Source organism: Winogradskyella pacifica (assembly GCF_003386275.1).
GTDB lineage: Bacteria > Bacteroidota > Bacteroidia > Flavobacteriales > Flavobacteriaceae > Winogradskyella > Winogradskyella pacifica.
The window spans coordinates 39,656-60,788 of sequence record NZ_QREI01000003.1 but is presented as its reverse complement, the minus strand read 5'-3'; the positions used below and the strand labels follow the sequence as shown (position 1 = coordinate 60,788).

Here is a 21,133-nt window from a genome sequence, read left to right as displayed (position 1 = left end):
TTAATAAATCTAAAGAATTTTAAAGACATATGAGAACGTCATAATTGCTTTTGCGAAAGCTTTCAAGTACAAGGCAACATTAAATAAGACTCAAAACCAACTCATTAGGTCATAAAAAACAAAACCCACCCTTATGGTTAGACAAGGATGGGAAAAAATTGCTATGAAAAAGAAAAATTACCGCTAATTAGATTAGCGATAAATCAAATATACTAATTTTTATTAAATAGGCTCCCTTTATGAAAACATATCTTTTACCTTTTCAAAAAAAGATTTATCCGAGCTTTCTGGTTTAGGTTCAAAATGCTCGTCATCCTTCATACTTTCAAAAAATGTTTTTTGTTTTTTACTTAAAGTCTTTGGTGTCCATACGTTTACATGAACCAACAAATCACCTTTACCATAACCATTAATACTAGGAATACCTTTACCTCGTAATCTTAAAATTTTACCAGACTGCACGCCAGGTTCAATTTTTATTCTCACTTTTCCTGTAACGGTATCTATTTCTTTAGAGTTTCCTAAAACCGCATCTGGCAAACTTACATACATATCATAATGTAAGTTATCACCTTCGCGTTTTAAGGTTGCGTGCTCTTCTTCTTGTATTGCGACTAACAAATCACCTGCAACACCATTACCTGGTGCATCATTACCTTTTCCTGTAACTTTAAGTTGCATACCATCTACAACACCTGCTGGAATTTTAACAGTAACGGTTTCATCAGAAACTTTTAACCCATGTGCATCTGCATCTGCCGGTTTTTTGTCAATAGTTTGACCTGCCCCTCCACAAGTTGGACACGCCGCAGCCGTTTGCATACGACCTAAAATAGTATTGGTAACTCTAGTAACCTGACCTGCACCATTACAAGTAGCACATGTTTTATATGTTGTACCTGGCGCCTGTATTTTACGTTTTACTTTAATCTTCTTTTCAACTCCATTAGCTACATCTTCTAGAGATAATGTCACACGAATACGCAAATTGCTACCTTTAACAACACGTTGTCTTCCGCCACCACCGAAGCCACTAAATCCGCCTCCACCTCCGAAGCCTCCGCCTCCAAAGATATCGCCAAATTGACTGAAGATGTCGTCCATATTCATGCCACCTCCGCCAAAGCCTCCGCCTCCGCTGCCATCAAAGGCTTGGTGACCAAATTGGTCGTAACGTGCTTTTTTGTCAGCATTACTTAAAACCTCATATGCTTCTGCCGCTTTTTTAAACTTCTCTTCGGCTTCCGTATCATCAGGATTTTTATCTGGATGATATTTTAATGCCATTTTTCGATAAGCTTTTTTTACTTCAGCTTCAGTTGCTCCTTTACTTATTCCTAATATGTCGTAATAATCTTCTTTCATCAACTACTTAATTCTTAATTTTCACAGAAACGTGCAAATTCGTATTTCAATATTATTGTCCGATTACCACCTTTGGGAAACGAATAACTTTTTCTCCTAATTTATAACCGCGCTCAACGACATCAATGATTTTTCCTTTAAGATCATCAGTTGGTGCCGGAATTTGTGTTACAGCCTCGTGGTTATCTGCATTGAAGGCATCTCCTTGTCTTACATCTATTTTAGATAAACCTTTTTGCTCTAAGGTATTCTGTAATTTGTTATAAATTAACAAGACTCCCTTTCTTAATTCTTCAGCTTCTTTGTCGTCTTCAATATGCGACAAAGCACGTTCAAAATCATCTAGAATTGGCAACATTGCCACTACTACATCTTGACTTGCTGTTTTAAATAATTCGATACGTTCTTTAGTTGTTCGCTTTTTATAGTTTTCAAACTCAGCAAACAAACGCATAAATTTATCTTTCTCAGCAACCAATTGATCCTGTAATTGTTCTTCTGGAGATTTTAGTGCTTCCTGTTGTGTTTCAACATCGCCTTCAGCTGTACTTGTTGCTTGATCCTCTACTTGTGGATCTTCAACTTTATTGTTTTTATCTTTTTTACTCATTTTGAGTTCTTTTTTTACTTTCAATTAGATTGGCAAAAGTACTGCCATTATTACGAAAATGTCAAAATGTCATTAACATTTTTTTATCATACTTTAAAGGCAGTATTTCATATCTTTGTTTTATCAACTCAAATAAAAATACTAAATATGAAATCAAATTTTTTTAAGTTTTTTACGCTAATTGCACTAATTACATTTTCAAGTTGTGGAGACAAAGCCAAAGAAGCCGATACCACAAAGGCTAAAGATGCACCAGTTGCTGAATCTAGTTCTGTTAATTATGCTGTAGATACAGATAAATCTACAATTGAATGGAAAGGTTTTAAACCAACCGGTACTCATAATGGTATAATTGCCTTAAGTGCTGGTAAATTAAGTGTTATTGATGGCGCTGTTAAATACGGGAAATTCGTTGTTGACATGAACAGTATTGTGGTTAACGACATTCCTGTTGAAGAAGAAGATAATGCAAAATTAACTGGTCACCTTATGAGTGCCGATTTTTTTAATGTTGAATCGCACCCTACTGCAAAATTTGAAGTTACTGGGATGGAAACTAAAGAAGGAAAATCTATGCTTTCTGGTAATTTAACAATTAAGGAAACGACAAATAATATCAGTTTTCCTGTAGCAGTTTCTTTAAATGAAGACACCGTGACATTAACAAGTGAAGCATTTACAATAGACCGTTCTAAATGGAATATTAAATATGGTTCAAAATCATTTTTTGATGACCTAGGTGATCAATTCATTAACGATGATATTGAATTGAAAATTACCTTAACAGCAAACAAAGCATAAAAGGAACTTATTTTATTACGAAGAGCAGCCATTGTAATGGCTGCTTTTTTTTTGCTTGATAGTGGCATAGCTTTAAAATAGCACACGCGTCGATGTCACCTCTATAATTAAAAATTGAATATCTTAAACAAAAAAATCCCCATAAAGAGGATTTTTAGTAAAAGTTGACTTTCATAATTCCCTAAAACTAGTAGTGCCAACTCATGTTATCAATAAATAATTATTGCTTTATAGAAAGTGCCAAAAAAACAAGGAGCATTTTCACAATAGCAAGTTCTGATTAATAGCATTGTAAACTTACAAAACACTATAAACTAAAAAAATACCCAATAATGGGTATTTTTAATTTATTTTCTTCAAATATTATCTATATAACGGAATCTTTAATCCTACATAAACATCTGTAGTCTTAGAACTATCAGATAAAAGATTGGTAAAAACAGACCCAGAACCTACGGTTAATGGTCCTAAACGAATACCTCCGCCAAAAGACACATCATCATATTGCCTGTAGCTAAGTGGCGCATAAAAGCTAAACCATTTAGTTTCTAATCTAGGAGCCACAGTTACGGTATTAAGAGCTGAAGTACTCAATTCTGATCCTTTTTTCACCATAGATAAATCTGCCTGTGCACTCACAAACCATTTTTTTGTCAATCTATAATCTACAAGTAAATGTAGCGCAGTTGGCAAGTTTATTTTTGCGGACTCATTAGTTTCTGTATTTGCATAGTTAGAATCTAAAAAATCTTCTGTATCGTCATCAAAATCATCCGTATTTACAGTAGCATTTAAATCGTAACGGGTAACTGTGGCGTTATCATAATTAATAGCACCAATATCTGTTACCGAAATACCTATTTTTAATTTATAAGGATCCTTATAAGTAGGCAAATTATCATTCTCACGATCCGTATACCATTGGTATGTAAAACCAAGATCTAAACCAAAACCAGAAGTAAGATTACTAAAATCGATATCATCGTCATCAAAATCTTGACTTGTTCCATAGTTTAATTGCCCGCTAGTTGTTAATGTTTCTGAAGGATTATCATAATCCCCAGCTAAACCAGGACTACTCATAAACATACTACCTGCACCCTGAAGATACTTTAACGTAACCCCTCCTTTTAAGACATGGTTGGGTTTCTCCATAAGTATTCTTCCATAAGCGACTCCTATCTCTGCCCAAGCATGTACGGTACCATTTAAGTCTTTAGAATCAAATCTAAAACTATCATCTGAATCGAAGTCATCTGCAATGGCTTCATAAAGTTCACCATTTATATTGTTAATATTAAAGTTTGCTCTTGCTCTAGTTACAATACCAATACTACTCTTATTAGTAAGGTTGAACATAAACGACGGAAGTACAATATCTGCATTTAAAAAAAAGTTATTGGCGTTACTTGGGAATTTTTTAGTGTCGTCTTCAAAATCAAAACCACCATCAGAGTTCATAATATCGTTGACATTAATCCCAAAATAATCACTACCTCCAAAGACACTACCTGATACTAAGTTAACATCAGCTCTTAGGCCAGAACCCACAATACTCGATGGATTATAAATAACCCCCTGTATACCGGAATAATTATCGATAGAATGGCCAACATAGCTTTGACCAAAGGATAAATTAAGGATTAAAAGAAAAAGAAATAGGTTGAATAGTTTAATAGATTTCATAATAAATTAAGATTGGTTAATAGCGAAGTTAAAATTTTAATTGATTTTTTTTCTAGATATATTACCTTTTTCAAAGGTTCAAATTTTATACTTATCATTACATCCCCAAAACTGGGTATATTTTTGCTTTTACATTCAAATCAATACATTTCAGAACCTTAAAATTTATACTTCTTTTCTAAGGCATAGCGCATTAATTCACCTTTACCTTGAAGTCCTAGAATCCGAATCATGTTTTTACGATGCGTTTCAACCGTATGTATACCTATAAAAAGTTCGTCTGCAATTTCACGAGACGTTTTACCTTGTGCTACTAAATTTAAGATTTCAACTTGTCGTTTGGTCAATATGCTTTTAGCGCTTTTATTAGTATCGTTTTTCGCCTCTATTTCAATATTAGCATCAAAATAAGTATTACCATTATACACGGCTCGTATGGCTTTTAAGACTTCCTCTAAAGGTGAGTTTTTCAATAAATAACCAGAAGCTCCAGCGTCTAACATTTGCTTAACAGCATCCTTTTGATCGAACATTGTAAAGCCTAATATTTTTGTCTGAGGTAATTCTTTTTTTATCTTTTTTGCAGCTGTAATACCATCCATTTTTGGCATTCTTATATCTGTAATTACAACACTTGGTTGCTTTAGACGTACTAAATCTAAAAGTGCTTCACCATCATTTGCTGTACCTACAATTGTAATATCCTCTTCGTATTCTAAAAGTAATTTTATACCATCTATAAAAGATTGATGGTCTTCAGCTATAGCTACTGTTATCATAATGGTAAATCGATTATTACTGTTGTTCCTTTACTTATCTCTGATTCAATGGTGAATTTCCCATCTAAAGACTCCACACGCTTGTCGATACTAGTAATTCCCATTCCTGGTTTTGTTTTTGAGAGTTGTTTTGGGTTAAAACCTACTCCATTATCTTCGACCATAATATTGAGATTATCAGAATGATTAGTAATATGAATCACTCCTTGAGTTGCTTTTGCGTGCTTTATAATATTAGTTACTAATTCTTGAATAATTCTAAAAATTGAAATTTCTAATGAATTATCTAAGCGCTGTTCTAAACCAAAACTCTGAACTTCAAATTCCAATCCGTTTATTCCTGAAGCATTTTTTGCTAGTTTTTCTACAGCCGGAAGCAAACCATTTTTTGCAATGACACCAGAATTTTTTAGATGCGCCATTGCGCGAATTTCAACATATGCATTTTCTAATAATGTGCTAATTTTTTTTGTTAGCTCTTCTGAATCTTCAACATCATTTTGATGTTTTACAAAATAATCAAATTGTAATTTAGCTGCGGCTAAAGTAGCACCAACACTATCGTGTAAGTCAGCGGCCAAACGGTGACGTTCCTTTTCCTGACCTTCAATCATGGCATCAATTGTAGATAATTCTAAATCTTTAAGAATTTTTTCTTTTTCATCAATTTCATCTTGACGTTCTTGTTCTGCTTTATATTGTTTCTGCTTTATATTTCTATACACTAAAAAAGCGATAATTGAAAGCACAGCTAAACTCACGCCCCAAGCCAAAAACAGATTCGCTTTCTCATTTTGATGCGTTATTCTTGTTTTTAGTGTCTCGTTTATATGAATAAGACTGTCTTTTGTTCGGTGGTTATCAATTTTTATTTTCTCTAATATTCTTACAGCACTAATATCATCTATAGTCGTTTTAGTATCTTGTCTTAAATTTTGATATTTTATGGTTAAATCAAACTCTCTTTTTCCTTTATAAGCTTCAAAAAGAAAAAAGTAAGCACCATCAATCATTTCATTGCTCGATAACTTTTGACCATAATCTAGCAGTTTATTCGCCGTAATTATAATCTTGTCATAATCCTTTTGTTTAAAATAACTAGAACACAGCGTGCGATAGGCATGAGCTAACGTATTAATATTACCCATAGAATCGCCAATTTCTATAGCTTTGTCTATAGTCTCTTTTGCTCGCTTATAATCTTTTTTCTGAATATAGGAATCACTAATATTAATTAAAGCTAAAGCTTCATTTCTTTTGTTTTTAATCGCTTTAGACAGCTTTAAACTTTCTTGATAATAGTCTAATGCTTTATCCGATTTGTAACGCCAATTATAGATGTTTCCGATATTAACTAAAGATTGAGAAATTAAAATAGTATCATTTATTTCTTTACTAAGCGCTAATGATCTCTCGTAATACGCTTTGGCTTCATCGAGATTAAAGACTTTTCTGTAAGAAACACCTAAGCCATTAATAGCTTTTGCTTGCCCTCTCTTATCATTCAATTCCTCATAAAGTTTTAAACTCAACCCAAAGTGCTTTGAGGCCGTCGTATTATCACCAAAAGTATGTTCTATTTCTCCTAAGAGTATGAGTGCATCTGCTTTATGTTTTTTTAACTGATGCGATTCTGTAAAATCCATTAAACGTAATGCCATCGCATAAGCACTGTCTGTTTTACTTTCAAAATAATTTTTATAAATAAATTCTCTGTAAGCACTAGCTCTTGTAGTATCCGCTAGTTTGGTGTTTTCCCAGATTACAAATAAAGAATCTTGTTGTTTTTGACTAAAACATAGCAATGGTAATAGTATAAAACAGAGTATAATCGTAAAATTTGTAGTCATGTATTTTACTTCCATAAAATCTCAAAGGTTTTAGAAATATATAATTTCAAAATTACATTTTTATGTAAAAAAGATTTAACAAGTCAAAGATGCAAAGTAAAAGCACACCAAAACATACCTAATAAAAGGTATATTTCTGAAAATAAGCGATAAAATTTGAATTGTAAACTAATCTCTAGACAAAAAGACTAAAAAACAGACGATTACATAAAAATATACTTAATTGATGCAATCATACCTATGAAACCAATAAAAGCAATAAGCACCCAGATGGTACCTTTGTAATGCTTCTTATGAAGTTGAAGATCTTTACGGTACTGAAATGCAATCACAATTACAAATGCAATAAAAAATAATATTCCAAAAATCAATTGACCAGTACTAAACATCTTCTTATTTTTATGCAAAAATAAGGATTAAAACCACAACTATGCAAGACAAAATTAATGCGGTAAAAGCGTTTCATACAGCTTTCAAAATAGGACATCGCGAAACACCAAAAGCTGACTTAGGAATTGACAAAAACATGCTACGCTATAAGTTAATGCGCGAAGAAAATGAAGAATACCTTGAAGCGGCAAATGACAATGACTTAGTTGAAGTTGCGGATGCTTTAGGTGATATGCTCTATATTTTGTGTGGTACTATTATAGAACACGGTATGCAACACAAAATAGAAGAAGTATTTGAAGAAATACAACGTAGTAACATGAGTAAACTAGGAGCCGATGGCGAACCTATTTATCGTGAAGATGGCAAAGTTTTAAAAGGCCCTAATTACTTTAAACCACATATTAAAGACATTTTAGAATCATAAAAAAAAGCAGCCATTTGGCTGCTTTTTTTATATAGTATTACACTTTTATTTTACTTCATGTCTCCAACCATGCTTATCATCAGATAAATTGTGTTGAATATTTAATAAGGTCTGTTTAAATAATTTAGCATAAGAATCTTCAGCGTCAACACCAGAAATTTCAAATAACTCATCTTGATGCTCAAATGCTGAAATTGGACTAATAACTGCAGCAGTTCCGGCTCCAAAGATTTCTTTAAGACTACCATCTTTCGCAGCCGCTTTTATTTCCGCAACGGTTACGGCTCTTACGTCACAAGTAATTCCTAAATCTTCAGCGAGTTGAATGATACTTTTTCGTGTAACACCATCTAAAATCCTATCGCTTGTAGGTGCTGTAATCAACGTATCATTTACTCTAAAAAACACATTCATTGTTCCGGCTTCTTCGAGAAGTGTATGGGTATCTGCATCTGTCCAAACGACTTGTTGAAATCCTTTTTTCTGTGCTAAACTTGTTGGATAAAACTGAGCAGCATAATTACCTGCCGCTTTAGCAGCGCCAACACCACCATTTGCAGAACGACTAAAATGATCGGCGATTAAAACACGTACTGCTGAGTTGTAATACGATTTTGCAGGTGAGCAAATAATCATAAAACGATACATATTTGCAGGTGATGCAGAAATCGCTGGTTCCGTCGCAATTACGAATGGTCTTAAATATAATGAGTTACCGACTCCTGGCTTTATCCAATCATTATCTAATTTCAATAAAGCCTCTAAACCTTCAAAAAAATAATTTTCAGGAAACGCAGGCATTGCCAAACGACCAGAAGATTTATTAATGCGATCAAAATTAGCCTTTGGCCTAAATAGAAAAACCTTTCCATCGTCATCTTTATAGGCTTTCATACCCTCAAACACTGCTTGCCCATAATGAAACACACGAGCAGAAGGCTCAAAAGTCATGGCTTGGTAAGGCATAATTTTTGGATCTTGCCATTTCCCATCTTCATAATCACACACAAACATGTGATCTGTAAACACACGACCAAAGTCTAAGTTACTAAAATCTACAGTATTAATTTTAGAAGTTTCAGATGTTTCAACGCTGATTTTATCGGTATGATTGGCCATAATTATATGTGATTTTAAAACAAAAGTACATAATCAGTACGGTTAATAAAAGGTTATATTCCGTTAAATTGACTAAATTTGTAATTATATAGTAATTCAAATCAAAACCTATTAATAATGAAAAAAATCATTTTACTTTTTGCAATTAGCTTATTTGCTTTGTCTTGCAAAGACGATTCTAAAACTACAGAAGTTAAGATTGAAGAAGCAAAACAAGAAATTGCTTATGCTTCTTTCGGCGAAGAAATTAATGATACAGATGCTTTAACTTCTGAACGTATGATGGAGCAATATAAAACCTTAAAAACTGGTGATACTATTACCTCTAAAGTGAAAGGAAAAATCATTGAAGTATGTTCTAAAAAAGGGTGTTGGATGACCTTAGATATGGGTGAAGACAACCAAGTGATGGTAAAATTTAAAGATTACGGTTTTTTTATGCCTTTAAATGCTGAAGGTGATGTTGTAATGAACGGAAAAGCTTATGTTTCTGAAACGTCTGTTGAAGAATTAAGACATTACGCAGAAGATGCTGGTAAGACTGCAGAAGAAGTTGCTGCGATTACAGATCCTAAATTTGAATATGGTTTTGAAGCTGATGGAGTTTTACTTAAACAATAAACTTTTAAGCATAGTTATTCTTTCATTTTCAATGCTTGTTAGCTGTAAAAATGAAGAAAAAGCATCTAATGAACCGACAAAGAAGGCTGTTGTATACGACATGTATCAACCTTCTGAAATGGCTGGTTTTATGAATGCTATGTACGCTTACAATCAACAATTAAAAGCACAAATTGTCGCTGGTGAAACGCCGACTAACTTACCGTTAGATTTATTAAAACTGCATTCTGCGGAAATGACAGATGGTAAATCTAGGACTCAGAATTGGGAAAGTTTTGTAAACGTTTTTATTAAATCGCAAGAAGCGGTAGTAGATACACTTTCTAATGCTGAATTAAAGATTAGATATAATGCAGCAATAAATAATTGTTTGAGCTGTCATAAAACGGAATGCACAGGACCAATTCCCAAGATTAAAAAACTACTGATTCAGTAAAAAAAGATATAAGATCGCTTACTTCGACTTCGCTCAGCACAAGTCGCTTTTAGAATCAAGAACCAAGACTTGATTCTAACAAAATGACAAACAGATGTATTTTTATTTAAACTGAAATATTTGGTTCAAAAAAAATCAGATGCATCATGTGACAAAAACCGAATAGCCAAAAACATTTGAAAAGACATATAATTACGACATCCGATGGTTCTAAAACCATTCAAATAGAAGAATGGAACGAGCAATACCATTCTATTCATGGTGCCATACAAGAAGCAAATCATGTGTTTATGAAACATGGTTTACATTTTTATAATGACACTTATGATACTGAATCTAACTCGCCATCAAGTGTTTTATCAATTTTAGAAATTGGTTTTGGGACAGGTCTCAACGCTTTTTTAACTTTAGTGGAAGCTGAAAAATTAAAATTGAACATCAATTATATTGGTGTAGAAGCGTATCCTGTTCAACTAGACGAAATTAAACAACTTAATTATATTGAATTAATTTCTGAAGAACATGACACTGTTTTCGAAAAGTTACATGAAACTCCTTGGGAAGAATCGTGCCAAATAACTTCAAATTTTGAATTAGAAAAACAAGAAAAATTCTTCAAGGATATTGATGCCAAAGACCAATTTAACATCATCTATTTTGATGCTTTTGGCGCACGAGTGCAACCCGACTTATGGACTGAAGATATTTTTAAAATTATGTTTAATGCCCTGAAAGAAAACGGCGTATTGGTTACCTATTCTGCAAAAGGCAGCGTAAGACGTGCTATGCAAGCTGTTGGTTTTATCGTAGAACGACTACCAGGACCTCCAGGCAAACGTGAAATGTTGAGAGCAATAAAACGTATAAATAGTCATTTATAAAGATTTCACAGATTGTTTTTGTACAGTCTTTGCGACTTCGCTACTTTACGTGAAAAATTACTTAGAGACACACAGAGGTTACACTAAGATTCTCGGATAAATAAAATGATCCATTAAAGAATTAAATACCAAATTGGAAATAATTTATCTAAAAGCTGATATCACAAACTCAAACGTTAAATCAAAATTAAACTCCTAACAATACCCTTTAACCTTTCGTATCTTTAAATAAAAAGAAAAATGACCGTTTTAATTACAGGAGCAACTGGGTTAATTGGACAGAAAATTGTAAACCAATGTCATTCTGCAGGAATTAACATTCATTATTTAACGACTTCCAAATCCAAATTGAGTACAGAACCCAATTATAAAGGGTTTTATTGGAATCCAGATAACAACGAGATCGATCATAAGTGTTTTATCGGTGTGACTGCCATTATAAATATGGTTGGCGCTTCTATTTCTAAACGTTGGACTGATGACTATAAAAAAGTCATTATTGAAAGTCGCACAAAAACAGCGCAACTTCTACAAGACACCATAAAAAAACATAATTATAACATTGAACACGTTGTTTCTGCGAGTGCTATTGGCATTTATCCAACGAGTTTAGTAAACTATTACGAAGAAACAAATTCTGAGATTTCAGAAACATTTTTAGGTAAAGTTGTTCATGAATGGGAAGCTGCTGTTGATAGTTTTAAATCTTTAGGCTGTAAAGTTTCAAAAATTAGAATCGGATTAGTTTTAGCCAAAGATGGTGGTGCCTTGCCCGAAATTGTAAAACCAATAAAATATGGTGCCGGTGCAGCATTTGGAAGTGGTAAACAATGGCAAAGCTGGATTCATGTTGAAGATTTAGCTTCACTTTTTGTTTATGCCGTTCAAAATAAATTTGAAGGTATTTATAATGGTGTAGCTCCAAACCCAGTAACTAATAAAGAATTGACAAAAGTTTCAGCGGAGGTTTTACATCGGCCTTTAATTTTACCAAACATTCCAAAATTTGCGATGAAACTCGTTTTAGGAGACATGCATATTCTTTTGTTTGAAAGTCAACGTGTCAGTTCTCAAAAAGTGGAAGCTGAAGGATTCAATTATACTTATGTAAATTTAAGACCTGCTTTAGACGATTTATTGGGCTAAGTAAACGTTCATTCTTCGTTTTTAAATTAGCGCCTTTGTCACTTGTAATGTTTATCTAAGCGAAACTATGTGACGCATGTAATTTTCGACCTTCGTTGATAATTATCTCAATACACTCCTCAATATCCTTTTTGGTTGTTCTGAAATTAACAATGCAGGTTCTCATACAATACTTCTCATCGATAATAGCATTAGATAAGAACAACTCGCCTCCTGCTTGCAGTGTATTTACTAAGTCTTCATTTAATGTATTTAAATATTCTGCTCTTTTTTCATCCTTTACTTCAAGATTTTGTGGCATATATCTGAAGGTAGCAATACTCAAATTTTGAGTTACGGGTTCTAGTTCTGAATGCTGTGCTGCCAAATCCCTAAAATATTTTGACAAGGCAATATCTTCACTTATTAATTTCACATAACCATCACGACCTATTTGTTGTAAGGCCAACCACACTTTTAAAGCTCTAAAACCACGCGAATTTTGAAGTCCATATTCAAAGAAATTTAGAGACCCTCCTTCTTCTGTTAAACTAAAATTATAATAGTCAGGATGCGAACTATAGGTATCAATTAAATGCTTTGGATTTTTAACCAACGTACAACCAGCTTCTAAAGGACTGTATAACCATTTATGAGGATCTAACGCAATGGAATCGGCCTCCTCTACTCCATTAAACACATCTTTTAGCTCAGGAATAACAGCTGCAGGAATACCATAAGCACCATCAATATGAAACCATAAGTCGTGAGTTTTACAAGTCGCAGCAATAGCTTCAAGATTATCCACAACTCCAGTACTGACATCACCAGCAGTTCCAACAACCAAGAAAGGTTGATGGCCTTGTTTTATGTCCTCTTTAATGGTTTGCTCTAAAGCTTCAATATTCATTTTGTTTGAAGCATCCGTCGGAATCCAACGAATAGAATTGCTACCATGCCCAAATAGAATCGCGGCTTTATCTATCCATGTATGCGTTGATTTTGAACAATAAGAAATGAGCTGTTTTGAATGATTTGAAAGTCCATCTTCTTTGATGCTTTTTGGTGCTTTCGCTGTTCTTGCCGCTAAAAACGCGGTAAAATTTGCCATATTACCTCCACTGACTAAAACCCCACCATAGCTTGGATCTACTCCTATAAATTCGGCTAACCATTTAATGGTTTGTTTTTCTATTTCGGTGGCTATCGGACTTAAGATTTGCCCACCAACATTTGGGTTTACCGAAGCGGCTAACAAATCGGCTAAGGCACCAATTGGCGCTGCAGACGATGTTATAAATCCGAAAAATTTAGGATGACCGTTTAATAGTGAATTATTAAATAATAGCTTAGACGTTGATGCCAATAGTTGATCAGCTGGTACTCCTTGTTTTGGTAACGGTGAATTCCCTAATAGCTCTTGTAATTCTAAGGGTGTTTTGGTTGTTGTGACGGGTTGATTTGAAATATCATCGAGAAACTCAGAAATGGTATCAATGAGCTGATAACCCATTTTTCGAAATTCTGTTTTACTAATTTCAATTGCGTTTTCTCGCTTATCCATAATCTGATTATTTAATTGCTTCTTATTCTATTCAGAAATCACAAAACCATCACTAAGTTCTTTTTCAGATGGTCTTTCAAACCATGTTTCCATAAATTCGAAGTTGTCTTTTGTCACTTCAAATTCAAACGTGGCGCCTTTTTCTGTATTGCGTTTCATCACTCGGTCTAACCTCTCGGCTTTAGAAACATCTAGAAAATGCAGCTTTACTTTGTAATTATTCATTTCAGCAAATTTCCTAAACTTTTCGCGATGCCCGAATTTAGACAATCCTAAATCTAGGATAGAATCCGTGTTTAAATTTTCTAACTGATGAATTAGATCTAACATCATCCGTTCGGAACGTTCAATGCGTTCTAAAAACCACTCTAAACCATCCGTTTCTTTTTTATCTGGAAGAAACAACACATTATTCCATGTATCGATTGAAAACACAACTCCTTTGATGTTTCTTTTGAGTTCGTTGGCATAAGTCGTTTTTCCTGAACCTGTATTTCCTACTATGAGGTGAATCATTTTGTTTTCAACTTTTATTCAACTATTTCGTAATCGATATCCAGCTTTCGTAAGGCTCTTAAAGCAGAGCCAGAATTTTTATCTGCAACCTCAATATCTACAGGATCTCCGTCTAGAAGAATCTCTGTAAGCTCATTAGATAGTGATGCATTCCCATTAGTAGAAATCTCAGTAATACAGTTGGCGATGGCTCTTTTGTCTGGCCGTTGAGCGTCGCATGATAATAGGTTTAATTTCATTGTAATGGATTAATAATTTGAATCAGAATAGCCTGACATGTGTGTTTAGGAATGGTAAAGCAACTAATTTAGTGAATAAAGACGGAATACAACGTCTACAATGGGTTTTCTGAACAGAAAACCTTTAATAACTAACATTGAGGCGTACTACAATTAATGCTCTACTTCAAAAATAGTATTTCTTTCTGTGGTTTTCTTATATAGGTTCTTAGCAGCAATCTCATTGTCCGCTGTAGAACTATAATTTTTATTATTTGGGTTTCGCAAATAGTCGAGTTGATGTGCAATCATTTTTTCAAAAGGCATCAGGAAATCCTTTGTGTCACAGTGTTCAACGTCTCCTTCCTTAAGTAAGTTTAAAACTGTAAAGACGGACTCAATTGTACTGAGACAAAGCGATTCTGGTTGCTGCTTGATTATAAATTTTGATTTGATGTCATTATCAAAACTCACTCTTTTTAGGCTTTGCAAGTTCTTACTTAGTTTTAGCATTTTACGAGCACAAGGCCATGTGCCATCGAGAATGAAGAGGTGTGGATGATGTCCCATAAATGCATTTACTTCTGAACTTTTACTTAGCGATAAGTTGAAGTTCTCTTTTCCTGGATACAATAAAAAAGAGCTGTTGTTTTCATTTGCTAGTATATCATTTACACGCTTATTATTGGTAAAATCGACACCGACTATAATTTCTGAATTTTCAAGTTGAAGCTTCGTCATATGTCCCGTTCCATTTTTTTCTTTCTTGTACTCTTTTGGGTGCATCAAAATAATAAAACGCGTCTTAGTATGTAACGGATGAATGTGTTTACAAATACAGGTGCTTTTAGGACTCATGCATTTGTAACAGGTTAGTCTTGGTTTATTTATGTTTGCTTGCAAAGGGGATATTTCTGTTTTTCTGGGTGGTTACAAGTTGTGTTAGATTGGTTGTGTGGTAAAGCACATAATTTAGTAAATAAAAACTGAATAAAACGTCTACGAGGACTTTTGTAAGTAGGCACTAACTAGCCATGAATTATACAAATTGATGTGTGCCTTTTTTATTTCAGTCGTTTTTTAATATCCATTCTCTGATGTAAAACTCTAACGATTTCCACAATCCCATTATCCACTTTTCTGTAAAAAAGGAGATGGGATTTGATTTTCGTAACTCGATAGTTTTTTCGAGTTTGTTCTGCGGATTTTCCTGTCAGGTAATTGTCCGCAATAAATTCAATTTCTGCTATTATTAAATCGTAATATCTATCTGCTTGTTCTTTAGACCATTTCTTAAGCGTATAAATCCAAATTTTATCTAAATCCTCAATCGCTTGTTGGCTTATGCGATATTTATTTTTGCTCATAAGTGTTTATGATGCAATTCTTTTAGATGCTGTTTTGGGTCAAAATTTTCAACAAATCCGCTATTTTCTCCAACTTCTAGAGCTTTAATCAGTTCTCTTTCTTTTTTTTCTTCACGTTCTAACAAACGTAATGCAGAACGAACTACTTCGCTAACCGAACCATATCTACCAGAATTTACTTCTTCTCTGATAAAATCCTCAAAATGATTTCCGAGTGATATTGATGTGTTTTTTCCCATTTTGACTATAATTTTACTCAAATATACCAAATCTTGGTAACGTAGCCAAATTGCGGAGAACGTCGTTGTATATGGTTTGTTGCGTGTTTAAGCACCTAATTTAGCAAATAAAAACCGAATAGAAAATCTGATAGGATTTTTGCAAGTAGGCTAGAACTAGCAATAAATTATATACGGCGTTAGCAAAAGTTATTTCTCCAATACTTCCTTAAGGTTATTTAATAATCCAAATAGTTTTAGAAAAATATTCTTTTGATTTTCAATTGAATTTTCATCACAAATCCAATCACATAGTTTTGTTTTATCAAGCTTACGAATTATGCTCTCAACTCCATACTCATCAGTTTTGGTTCTCTCTGAACAGAAATCTGCTAAATTAAATCCTTCAGGTAATACGAGTAGATTTTCTATACCAATGTTGAATAGTGTATTTTCATCGTTTTTAGGCATTTTTTTAATTAATAAATCTCCAATAGTTTCCTCAGGCTTGTTTGTGTCACTGTCATAGTATAACAAAATTTTTGACTGAATCAAATCCAAATTTGAACTAAAAAATGATTTAGCTTGATTTAATGCAGTATCTCCAGTGAATTCTGCATTACCCTTTTCATTTATTCTGCCAATCCAAGTAACGACAAAATCTAATTTATCCGCTAACTCAAATATCTCTATTGCTTTGTTAAAATATTTTTCGTCAGTTTCTCCCTCAACAAAAACTCTATCTTGTTTTGCGTCTAAATTATAATCAATTCCAAATGCTTCTTTTACAAGTTTATTATTTGTCCAGGAATAAAATTCGGGTTTCTCCAATGTTGTTATTTCTCCATTTTCTAATTTAGTTAATATAATTACTTTATCGTTTCTTCTATTAGGGTTATGTATTATAAATGGTGAATGAGTTGAGATAAAGATTTGAGAATTATTATCTGTATCTGAATTTATTAATGTTTTATAAAAGTCAAGAATTTCAATTTGCCATTTTGGGTGAAGACTGATTTCTGGTTCATCTATTAGAACAATTGATCCTATATTTGCTACTTTATCTTTAAGTAAAAAACCACCTCTGAATACAATTTGTTTTTCACCAGAACTTAATTGATTTATTGACATTATTTTGTCATCTTCTTTAAACAGAACTTCTTTTAAGTTATTTCTATTTTCTACACCTAGAAATTTCTTAGAAGGGAATATTGCTTCAAAAGCTTTTGTGAACCTTTTAATTCTAATATCAATTTTTGATTCATCAATTGTAGAACCGATGTTCTGTTTTGCCCATTGTGCAAATTCTTGTGAATCCAAAGATTGAATATCAATTAGAAGTTGAGTTATATCGGTCGCGAGATTACTATTAGATTTGTAGCTGGAATTTTGAGTTTGGTCTAAATCCTTTGCTGTTACTGATTTAATTGCCTTTGAAGTGTAGTTTATTTCTACGTCAGAATATATAACTTTCAGATTAGATTTAATATCTGGTTCCACTAAAAAGGTTCCAATTATTGTTTTAGGTTGTTTATTAGCATTATTGTAAGAAACGGTTAAATGATTCCAGTTTCCGGTTATATTGAAATCATATTTAATGCGAAATATTCCATTTTCAAATCCATCAACAAATGAATTTTTATGATTATTGTTTTCTCTGATTAAAGTAAGTTCATTTTGATTTAATTCTATCTCAAAAACTCGAACTTCATCTCTTTTAGTATTATTTAGCTGAAATAATGAAAATTCAAATAGCAAATCTAAAATTGCGGTTTTACCTGTTCCATTTTCACCAGCAAAGATTAGAGTATCAACAGAATTATTTTCTTCATCAGTGAAATCGATATTTAAATTTTTAAGAATGAAATGATTTTGTAACTCGATTTTTCTGATTCTCATATGTATTTTTAATTTTTGCTAACTCGTTACATCAAAACAAATATCCCTGTTATCACTATTTATTTTCGGGATAAGTAAACCGTTGATGTTTATTTACTAATTTCTAAATTTAAGAAATCTTTATATAGACTTACTTTTTTTTTATAATTATATGTTATTCAAATAACTACATAATAAACTTAGGCAAAATTTTCATGTTCTAGGTTTTAATAGTCTAACATTTTCATCCGTATCGTCTCTATTAAAAACTAAAGGGTTTCTCAATATTTTTTTGAGTTTAAAATTCTATTTTCCTTTGCTTAAGTGTAAATTCTTGCAGCCTTTATTCTATCTGGTTATTATTAGTCCTTGAGGTTATTTTTTATATCAGGGTTTAATTTTGTCAAATAGTGCGCGAATTCAACCTTATTCTTTGGTGAAATCATCATCTCTTCAAATTTTCCATATTTAATTTCAATTCGGTCAAACGATGCTGCTGGTGAAGACATAACACTGCTGGATTTTGATATTTCCTTAATGTCTTTAATGGCAATCGGCTTATACTTAAAAAATCCACATTTAATATTCAGTTTCTTTTCGTCAATAGTGTATTCTGTTTTTAAGAACATATGAACGATAAGTGCAAAAATTAGCATTACCATCAAACTTATCCAAAGCATATCCATAGTTAACCCGTTTTCAATTAGGTTAAGAATTACAGGACTAAAAAAAACTATGAATACAACACTCAACAATCCATAAGACACTTTAGAGGCATATTTTTTAGTCATAAATCATCAGTTTTAACAACTCTTAAAATTAAGAAATCCAATCTAAAAATCTATAGTAGAGTCTAAGTATTTCTACATAAAAAAAGCACCTACAAAACTGTAAGTGCTTTTTCAAAATTTATGCTTTCTAAGTTTTACCTCTTTAAAACAACTTTGTAAGTTCAGCAAATTCATCAACCACTACAGTTGGCTTATAATCGGCAATATTCTCATTATAGTTATAACCATAACTCACACCAATACTGTCCATGTTTGCATTTTGAGCGGCTAGAATATCATTTTTAGAGTCACCAACCATAATGCTTTTTTCTATAGTTGTATTCAATTCTTTTGCTAAGTGTAACAATGGTGCTGCACTTGGCTTTTTCTCAGCTAAGGAATCTTCACCTACCCAACATTTAAAATATGTTGTAATCTCTAAGGTGTCTAAAATCGGTTCTATAAATCCAAACGGTTTGTTGGTGCATATTGCCATTTTGTAGCCTTTTTTATCTAAACTTTTTAAGGTTTCTAAAACACCAGGATACACAAACGTATCTATACAAATGGCCTCTTTATAAGCCGCCAAATAGATATCAAATGCTTCTTTTAGCAAGGTTTCTGGCAGCGCTTTATCTTGCATCCTATATTCAAGCGCTCTACGCACCAAAGGTTTTGCGCCATTGCCTATATAAGGCGTGACTCGGTCTATGGTTAAGGGATGTAAACTATAATGCTTCAGCATTTTATTTACGGCCAAGGTTAGATCTGGAATACTATTAATTAGCGTGCCATCAAAATCGAATATAATAAGGTCTTTGTCTTTAAAATTCACAGTGTTTAATTTGAAGCAAAGATGCGGAAGTTTTCATAAAACAGACTTGTTAGTTCTGCAAAATTATTCACGATTGTGGGTGGTTTTATATCATCACTGCTTATTTATAATCTATTTTGCTTCACTTTAAAAACACCCCTCATAAGCTTCGCTCGGTAGTTTCAAAACAAAAAATATTTTGTTTCTCACTAATCCTCAAGGGGACAATCGAACCAAATAAACTTTTAGGTGAAACTATAATTTGATTTCCTCTCGTACATTAGAATCCAATGCAATCGAACTGACGATTTTTTAGATTTAATAGGTGTTTAAAACTTCAAATGGAGATGCTACACCTGTTTCAACTTTTGCTTAAACATCTTAGCGGCAGATGTATAACCTCCTTCGGTACCATCTACAAAGTGAGAATGTTTGGTCTTTCGATCTAACACATAACAAGACATTACAGAGGCGTGCGTAATATGAATACCATAAATGATTTTTTTATCTTTTTCGAGTTGATTTAAATACGCTATAAAAAGATCAATTTTAGACTGTTCTGCAGTAAAAACCGTATTAATCATGCCATCGAGCATAAATGTATGCGATAATTGTCCGATTTGTTTTAAATAGTGTTTTCCATCATTTGAAAAGTTTAAATAGAATTTACCTATCAATGTTGACATCCATTTTTTAACTAGGTAACTTAATTTTTGCTCATCGAGGCTAATCTTCATTTCCTCCCATATATTACGAATACTAAAATTTAGTTTTAAATTATTCGATTTTATAGGTTGTCGATTATCAAAAGCACCAAAAAACATATCCATCTGTGTAATAACATCTCTATAAATACGTCTTTGATCGTCTTCATTTATAGCATCCAATAATAAACAAACTACTTTTTTTTGAGTTTGAATAGGATTAATTTCTTTCCAGCGACACTCCATGCCTTCTAAATTTAAAAGGGCTTTTTCGAAATTAGTTCTACTCTCTTCAAAATTAGTTTTTACTAGGTCTTCAGCCATTTTTAAACCACTACCTAATACAATAGGAATCGATAATTGATTGGTTAATTGGTGTTTCGCTATTTTTAATCCATAGTCCTGACCCTTTAAATAATTAACTGAAATATGACCGACTCTAAGTATTAAATTGGTGTGATTCTTAATATGAAGACTATAATTATCTAAGATTTGTATGATTGGCTCTAAGAATACCGTGGGAATCATAAATGTAGCACCATCACCTCCAAAAAAATAAGGTATTTCTATGTTTTGCTTTTCTTTTCTGATAAAATTTAAAACCGAAATTATGGCTCCTGTAGCTGTTAGATTCACTTGATGGTGTTTTCCTTCATCAACTGCTAGTGTGGAATTTAAAATATCAACGATGACAACGTGCCACGTATCTGGTACATTAGAAAAATTAGATTCATTTTCCAATAACTCGGTTAGTGTATCCGTTGATTTTTTTAGTTGGTTATAAAATTTTATATTTTCCATTATTTCCAATACAGATGGCTCTCTTTTTCTTTAAAATGCTTTTATTCTTTTGTTTAGAGTCGCTTTTAAACACACAATATTAACCGCGTTTAAAGACGACTACCTCCTATTATCTTAAATATAGTCAATTTCAAAATTAATCAACGTTATAAGATAATCGATAAGTGTTGTTTGCTATTCATATTTGTAATTC

The 21,133-nt window shown here is 32.7% G+C and carries 23 protein-coding genes; 6 read left to right on the top strand and 17 right to left on the bottom strand.

Features of this window, described 5'->3' with window-relative positions:
• Window positions 1-237: 237 nt before the first annotated feature.
• Together dnaJ and DFQ09_RS07470 are read right to left on the bottom strand one after the other, a co-directional pair.
• A complete protein-coding gene (gene dnaJ, locus DFQ09_RS07475) occupies window positions 238-1,365 on the bottom strand; it encodes a molecular chaperone DnaJ (RefSeq protein ID WP_115809043.1) in 1,128 nt (375 codons plus the stop codon).
• Between the two features lie 52 nt (window positions 1,366-1,417).
• The gene (locus tag DFQ09_RS07470) at window positions 1,418-1,975 is read right to left on the bottom strand and encodes a nucleotide exchange factor GrpE (protein ID WP_115809042.1); all 558 of its coding nucleotides are present in this window, start codon (window positions 1,973-1,975) and stop codon (window positions 1,418-1,420) included.
• A gap of 147 nt (window positions 1,976-2,122) precedes the next feature.
• On the opposite strand from DFQ09_RS07470, the gene DFQ09_RS07465 reads away from it, so the two are divergent.
• On the top strand, window positions 2,123-2,776 hold the full coding sequence (locus tag DFQ09_RS07465) for a YceI family protein (RefSeq protein WP_115809041.1): 654 nt from the start codon (window positions 2,123-2,125) through the stop codon (window positions 2,774-2,776).
• Between the two features lie 363 nt (window positions 2,777-3,139).
• On the opposite strand, the gene DFQ09_RS07460 is transcribed toward DFQ09_RS07465, so the two are convergent.
• The 4 genes from DFQ09_RS07460 to DFQ09_RS07445 form a co-directional block, all read right to left on the bottom strand.
• On the bottom strand, window positions 3,140-4,462 hold the full coding sequence (locus DFQ09_RS07460; RefSeq protein ID WP_115809040.1) for a DUF5723 family protein: 1,323 nt from the start codon (window positions 4,460-4,462) through the stop codon (window positions 3,140-3,142).
• Between the two features lie 158 nt (window positions 4,463-4,620).
• Window positions 4,621-5,241, bottom strand: a complete 621-nt coding sequence (locus DFQ09_RS07455) for a response regulator transcription factor (RefSeq protein WP_115809039.1) — start codon at window positions 5,239-5,241, stop codon at window positions 4,621-4,623.
• Window positions 5,238-7,106 (bottom strand): tetratricopeptide repeat-containing sensor histidine kinase, encoded by a 1,869-nt coding sequence (locus tag DFQ09_RS07450; RefSeq protein ID WP_115809038.1) that lies wholly within the window; start codon window positions 7,104-7,106, stop codon window positions 5,238-5,240. The genes DFQ09_RS07455 and DFQ09_RS07450 overlap by 4 nt, the downstream gene beginning before the upstream one ends.
• Before the next feature lie 188 nt (window positions 7,107-7,294).
• Window positions 7,295-7,480: a hypothetical protein gene (locus DFQ09_RS07445; protein ID WP_115809037.1), complete on the bottom strand. Its 186-nt coding sequence runs from the start codon at window positions 7,478-7,480 to the stop codon at window positions 7,295-7,297.
• A gap of 41 nt (window positions 7,481-7,521) precedes the next feature.
• Here DFQ09_RS07445 and DFQ09_RS07440 point away from each other — a divergent pair, with 41 nt between their 5' ends.
• Window positions 7,522-7,908: a pyrophosphohydrolase domain-containing protein gene (locus DFQ09_RS07440; protein WP_115809036.1), complete on the top strand. Its 387-nt coding sequence runs from the start codon at window positions 7,522-7,524 to the stop codon at window positions 7,906-7,908.
• A gap of 45 nt (window positions 7,909-7,953) precedes the next feature.
• On the opposite strand, the gene DFQ09_RS07435 is transcribed toward DFQ09_RS07440, so the two are convergent.
• Complete coding sequence (locus DFQ09_RS07435; RefSeq protein ID WP_115809035.1) at window positions 7,954-9,027, bottom strand: branched-chain amino acid aminotransferase; 1,074 nt, start codon at window positions 9,025-9,027, stop codon at window positions 7,954-7,956.
• Window positions 9,028-9,144: 117 nt separating this feature from the next.
• Here DFQ09_RS07435 and DFQ09_RS07430 point away from each other — a divergent pair, with 117 nt between their 5' ends.
• The 4 genes from DFQ09_RS07430 (at window position 9,145) to DFQ09_RS07415 (ending at window position 12,111) form a co-directional block, all read left to right on the top strand.
• Complete coding sequence (locus DFQ09_RS07430) at window positions 9,145-9,648, top strand: DUF4920 domain-containing protein (protein WP_115809034.1); 504 nt, start codon at window positions 9,145-9,147, stop codon at window positions 9,646-9,648.
• On the top strand, window positions 9,626-10,084 hold the full coding sequence (locus tag DFQ09_RS07425) for a hypothetical protein (protein ID WP_115809033.1): 459 nt from the start codon (window positions 9,626-9,628) through the stop codon (window positions 10,082-10,084). The genes DFQ09_RS07430 and DFQ09_RS07425 overlap by 23 nt, the downstream gene beginning before the upstream one ends.
• A 176-nt stretch (window positions 10,085-10,260) precedes the next feature.
• Window positions 10,261-10,965 carry a tRNA (5-methylaminomethyl-2-thiouridine)(34)-methyltransferase MnmD gene (gene mnmD / locus DFQ09_RS07420; RefSeq protein WP_115809032.1) on the top strand — a complete coding sequence of 235 codons (705 nt, stop codon included), beginning with the start codon at window positions 10,261-10,263 and terminating at the stop codon, window positions 10,963-10,965.
• A gap of 240 nt (window positions 10,966-11,205) precedes the next feature.
• Complete coding sequence (locus DFQ09_RS07415) at window positions 11,206-12,111, top strand: TIGR01777 family oxidoreductase (protein ID WP_115809031.1); 906 nt, start codon at window positions 11,206-11,208, stop codon at window positions 12,109-12,111.
• Window positions 12,112-12,166: 55 nt separating this feature from the next.
• Here the strand turns inward: DFQ09_RS07415 and DFQ09_RS07410 are convergent, their stop codons facing one another.
• The 10 genes from DFQ09_RS07410 to DFQ09_RS07365 all read right to left on the bottom strand — a co-directional run bounded on the left by DFQ09_RS07410 (window position 12,167) and on the right by DFQ09_RS07365 (window position 20,940).
• On the bottom strand, window positions 12,167-13,654 hold the full coding sequence (locus DFQ09_RS07410) for a pyridoxal phosphate-dependent decarboxylase family protein (protein ID WP_115809030.1): 1,488 nt from the start codon (window positions 13,652-13,654) through the stop codon (window positions 12,167-12,169).
• Window positions 13,655-13,681: 27 nt separating this feature from the next.
• The gene (locus DFQ09_RS07405) at window positions 13,682-14,170 is read right to left on the bottom strand and encodes an AAA family ATPase (RefSeq protein WP_115809029.1); all 489 of its coding nucleotides are present in this window, start codon (window positions 14,168-14,170) and stop codon (window positions 13,682-13,684) included.
• Between the two features lie 14 nt (window positions 14,171-14,184).
• Entirely contained in the window at window positions 14,185-14,409 is a 225-nt protein-coding gene (locus DFQ09_RS07400; protein WP_020894997.1) for a hypothetical protein, read from the bottom strand.
• 153 nt (window positions 14,410-14,562) lie between these two features.
• Window positions 14,563-15,291 carry a tRNA-uridine aminocarboxypropyltransferase gene (locus tag DFQ09_RS07395; protein ID WP_262511072.1) on the bottom strand — a complete coding sequence of 243 codons (729 nt, stop codon included), beginning with the start codon at window positions 15,289-15,291 and terminating at the stop codon, window positions 14,563-14,565.
• Window positions 15,292-15,452: 161 nt separating this feature from the next.
• Complete coding sequence (locus tag DFQ09_RS07390; protein ID WP_115809027.1) at window positions 15,453-15,755, bottom strand: type II toxin-antitoxin system RelE/ParE family toxin; 303 nt, start codon at window positions 15,753-15,755, stop codon at window positions 15,453-15,455.
• The gene (locus DFQ09_RS07385) at window positions 15,752-15,994 is read right to left on the bottom strand and encodes a type II toxin-antitoxin system ParD family antitoxin (RefSeq protein WP_115809026.1); all 243 of its coding nucleotides are present in this window, start codon (window positions 15,992-15,994) and stop codon (window positions 15,752-15,754) included. Before DFQ09_RS07385 ends, DFQ09_RS07390 begins: the two co-directional genes overlap by 4 nt.
• A 189-nt stretch (window positions 15,995-16,183) precedes the next feature.
• On the bottom strand, window positions 16,184-17,872 hold the full coding sequence (locus DFQ09_RS07380; RefSeq protein ID WP_115809025.1) for an AAA family ATPase: 1,689 nt from the start codon (window positions 17,870-17,872) through the stop codon (window positions 16,184-16,186).
• A gap of 341 nt (window positions 17,873-18,213) precedes the next feature.
• Complete coding sequence (locus DFQ09_RS07375; protein WP_115809024.1) at window positions 18,214-18,642, bottom strand: PH domain-containing protein; 429 nt, start codon at window positions 18,640-18,642, stop codon at window positions 18,214-18,216.
• 142 nt (window positions 18,643-18,784) lie between these two features.
• The gene (locus tag DFQ09_RS07370) at window positions 18,785-19,456 is read right to left on the bottom strand and encodes a phosphoglycolate phosphatase (protein ID WP_115809023.1); all 672 of its coding nucleotides are present in this window, start codon (window positions 19,454-19,456) and stop codon (window positions 18,785-18,787) included.
• Window positions 19,457-19,785: 329 nt separating this feature from the next.
• Window positions 19,786-20,940, bottom strand: coding sequence for a DUF3095 family protein (locus tag DFQ09_RS07365; protein ID WP_245940323.1), 1,155 nt, complete (start codon window positions 20,938-20,940; stop codon window positions 19,786-19,788).
• Window positions 20,941-21,133: the final 193 nt, after the last annotated feature.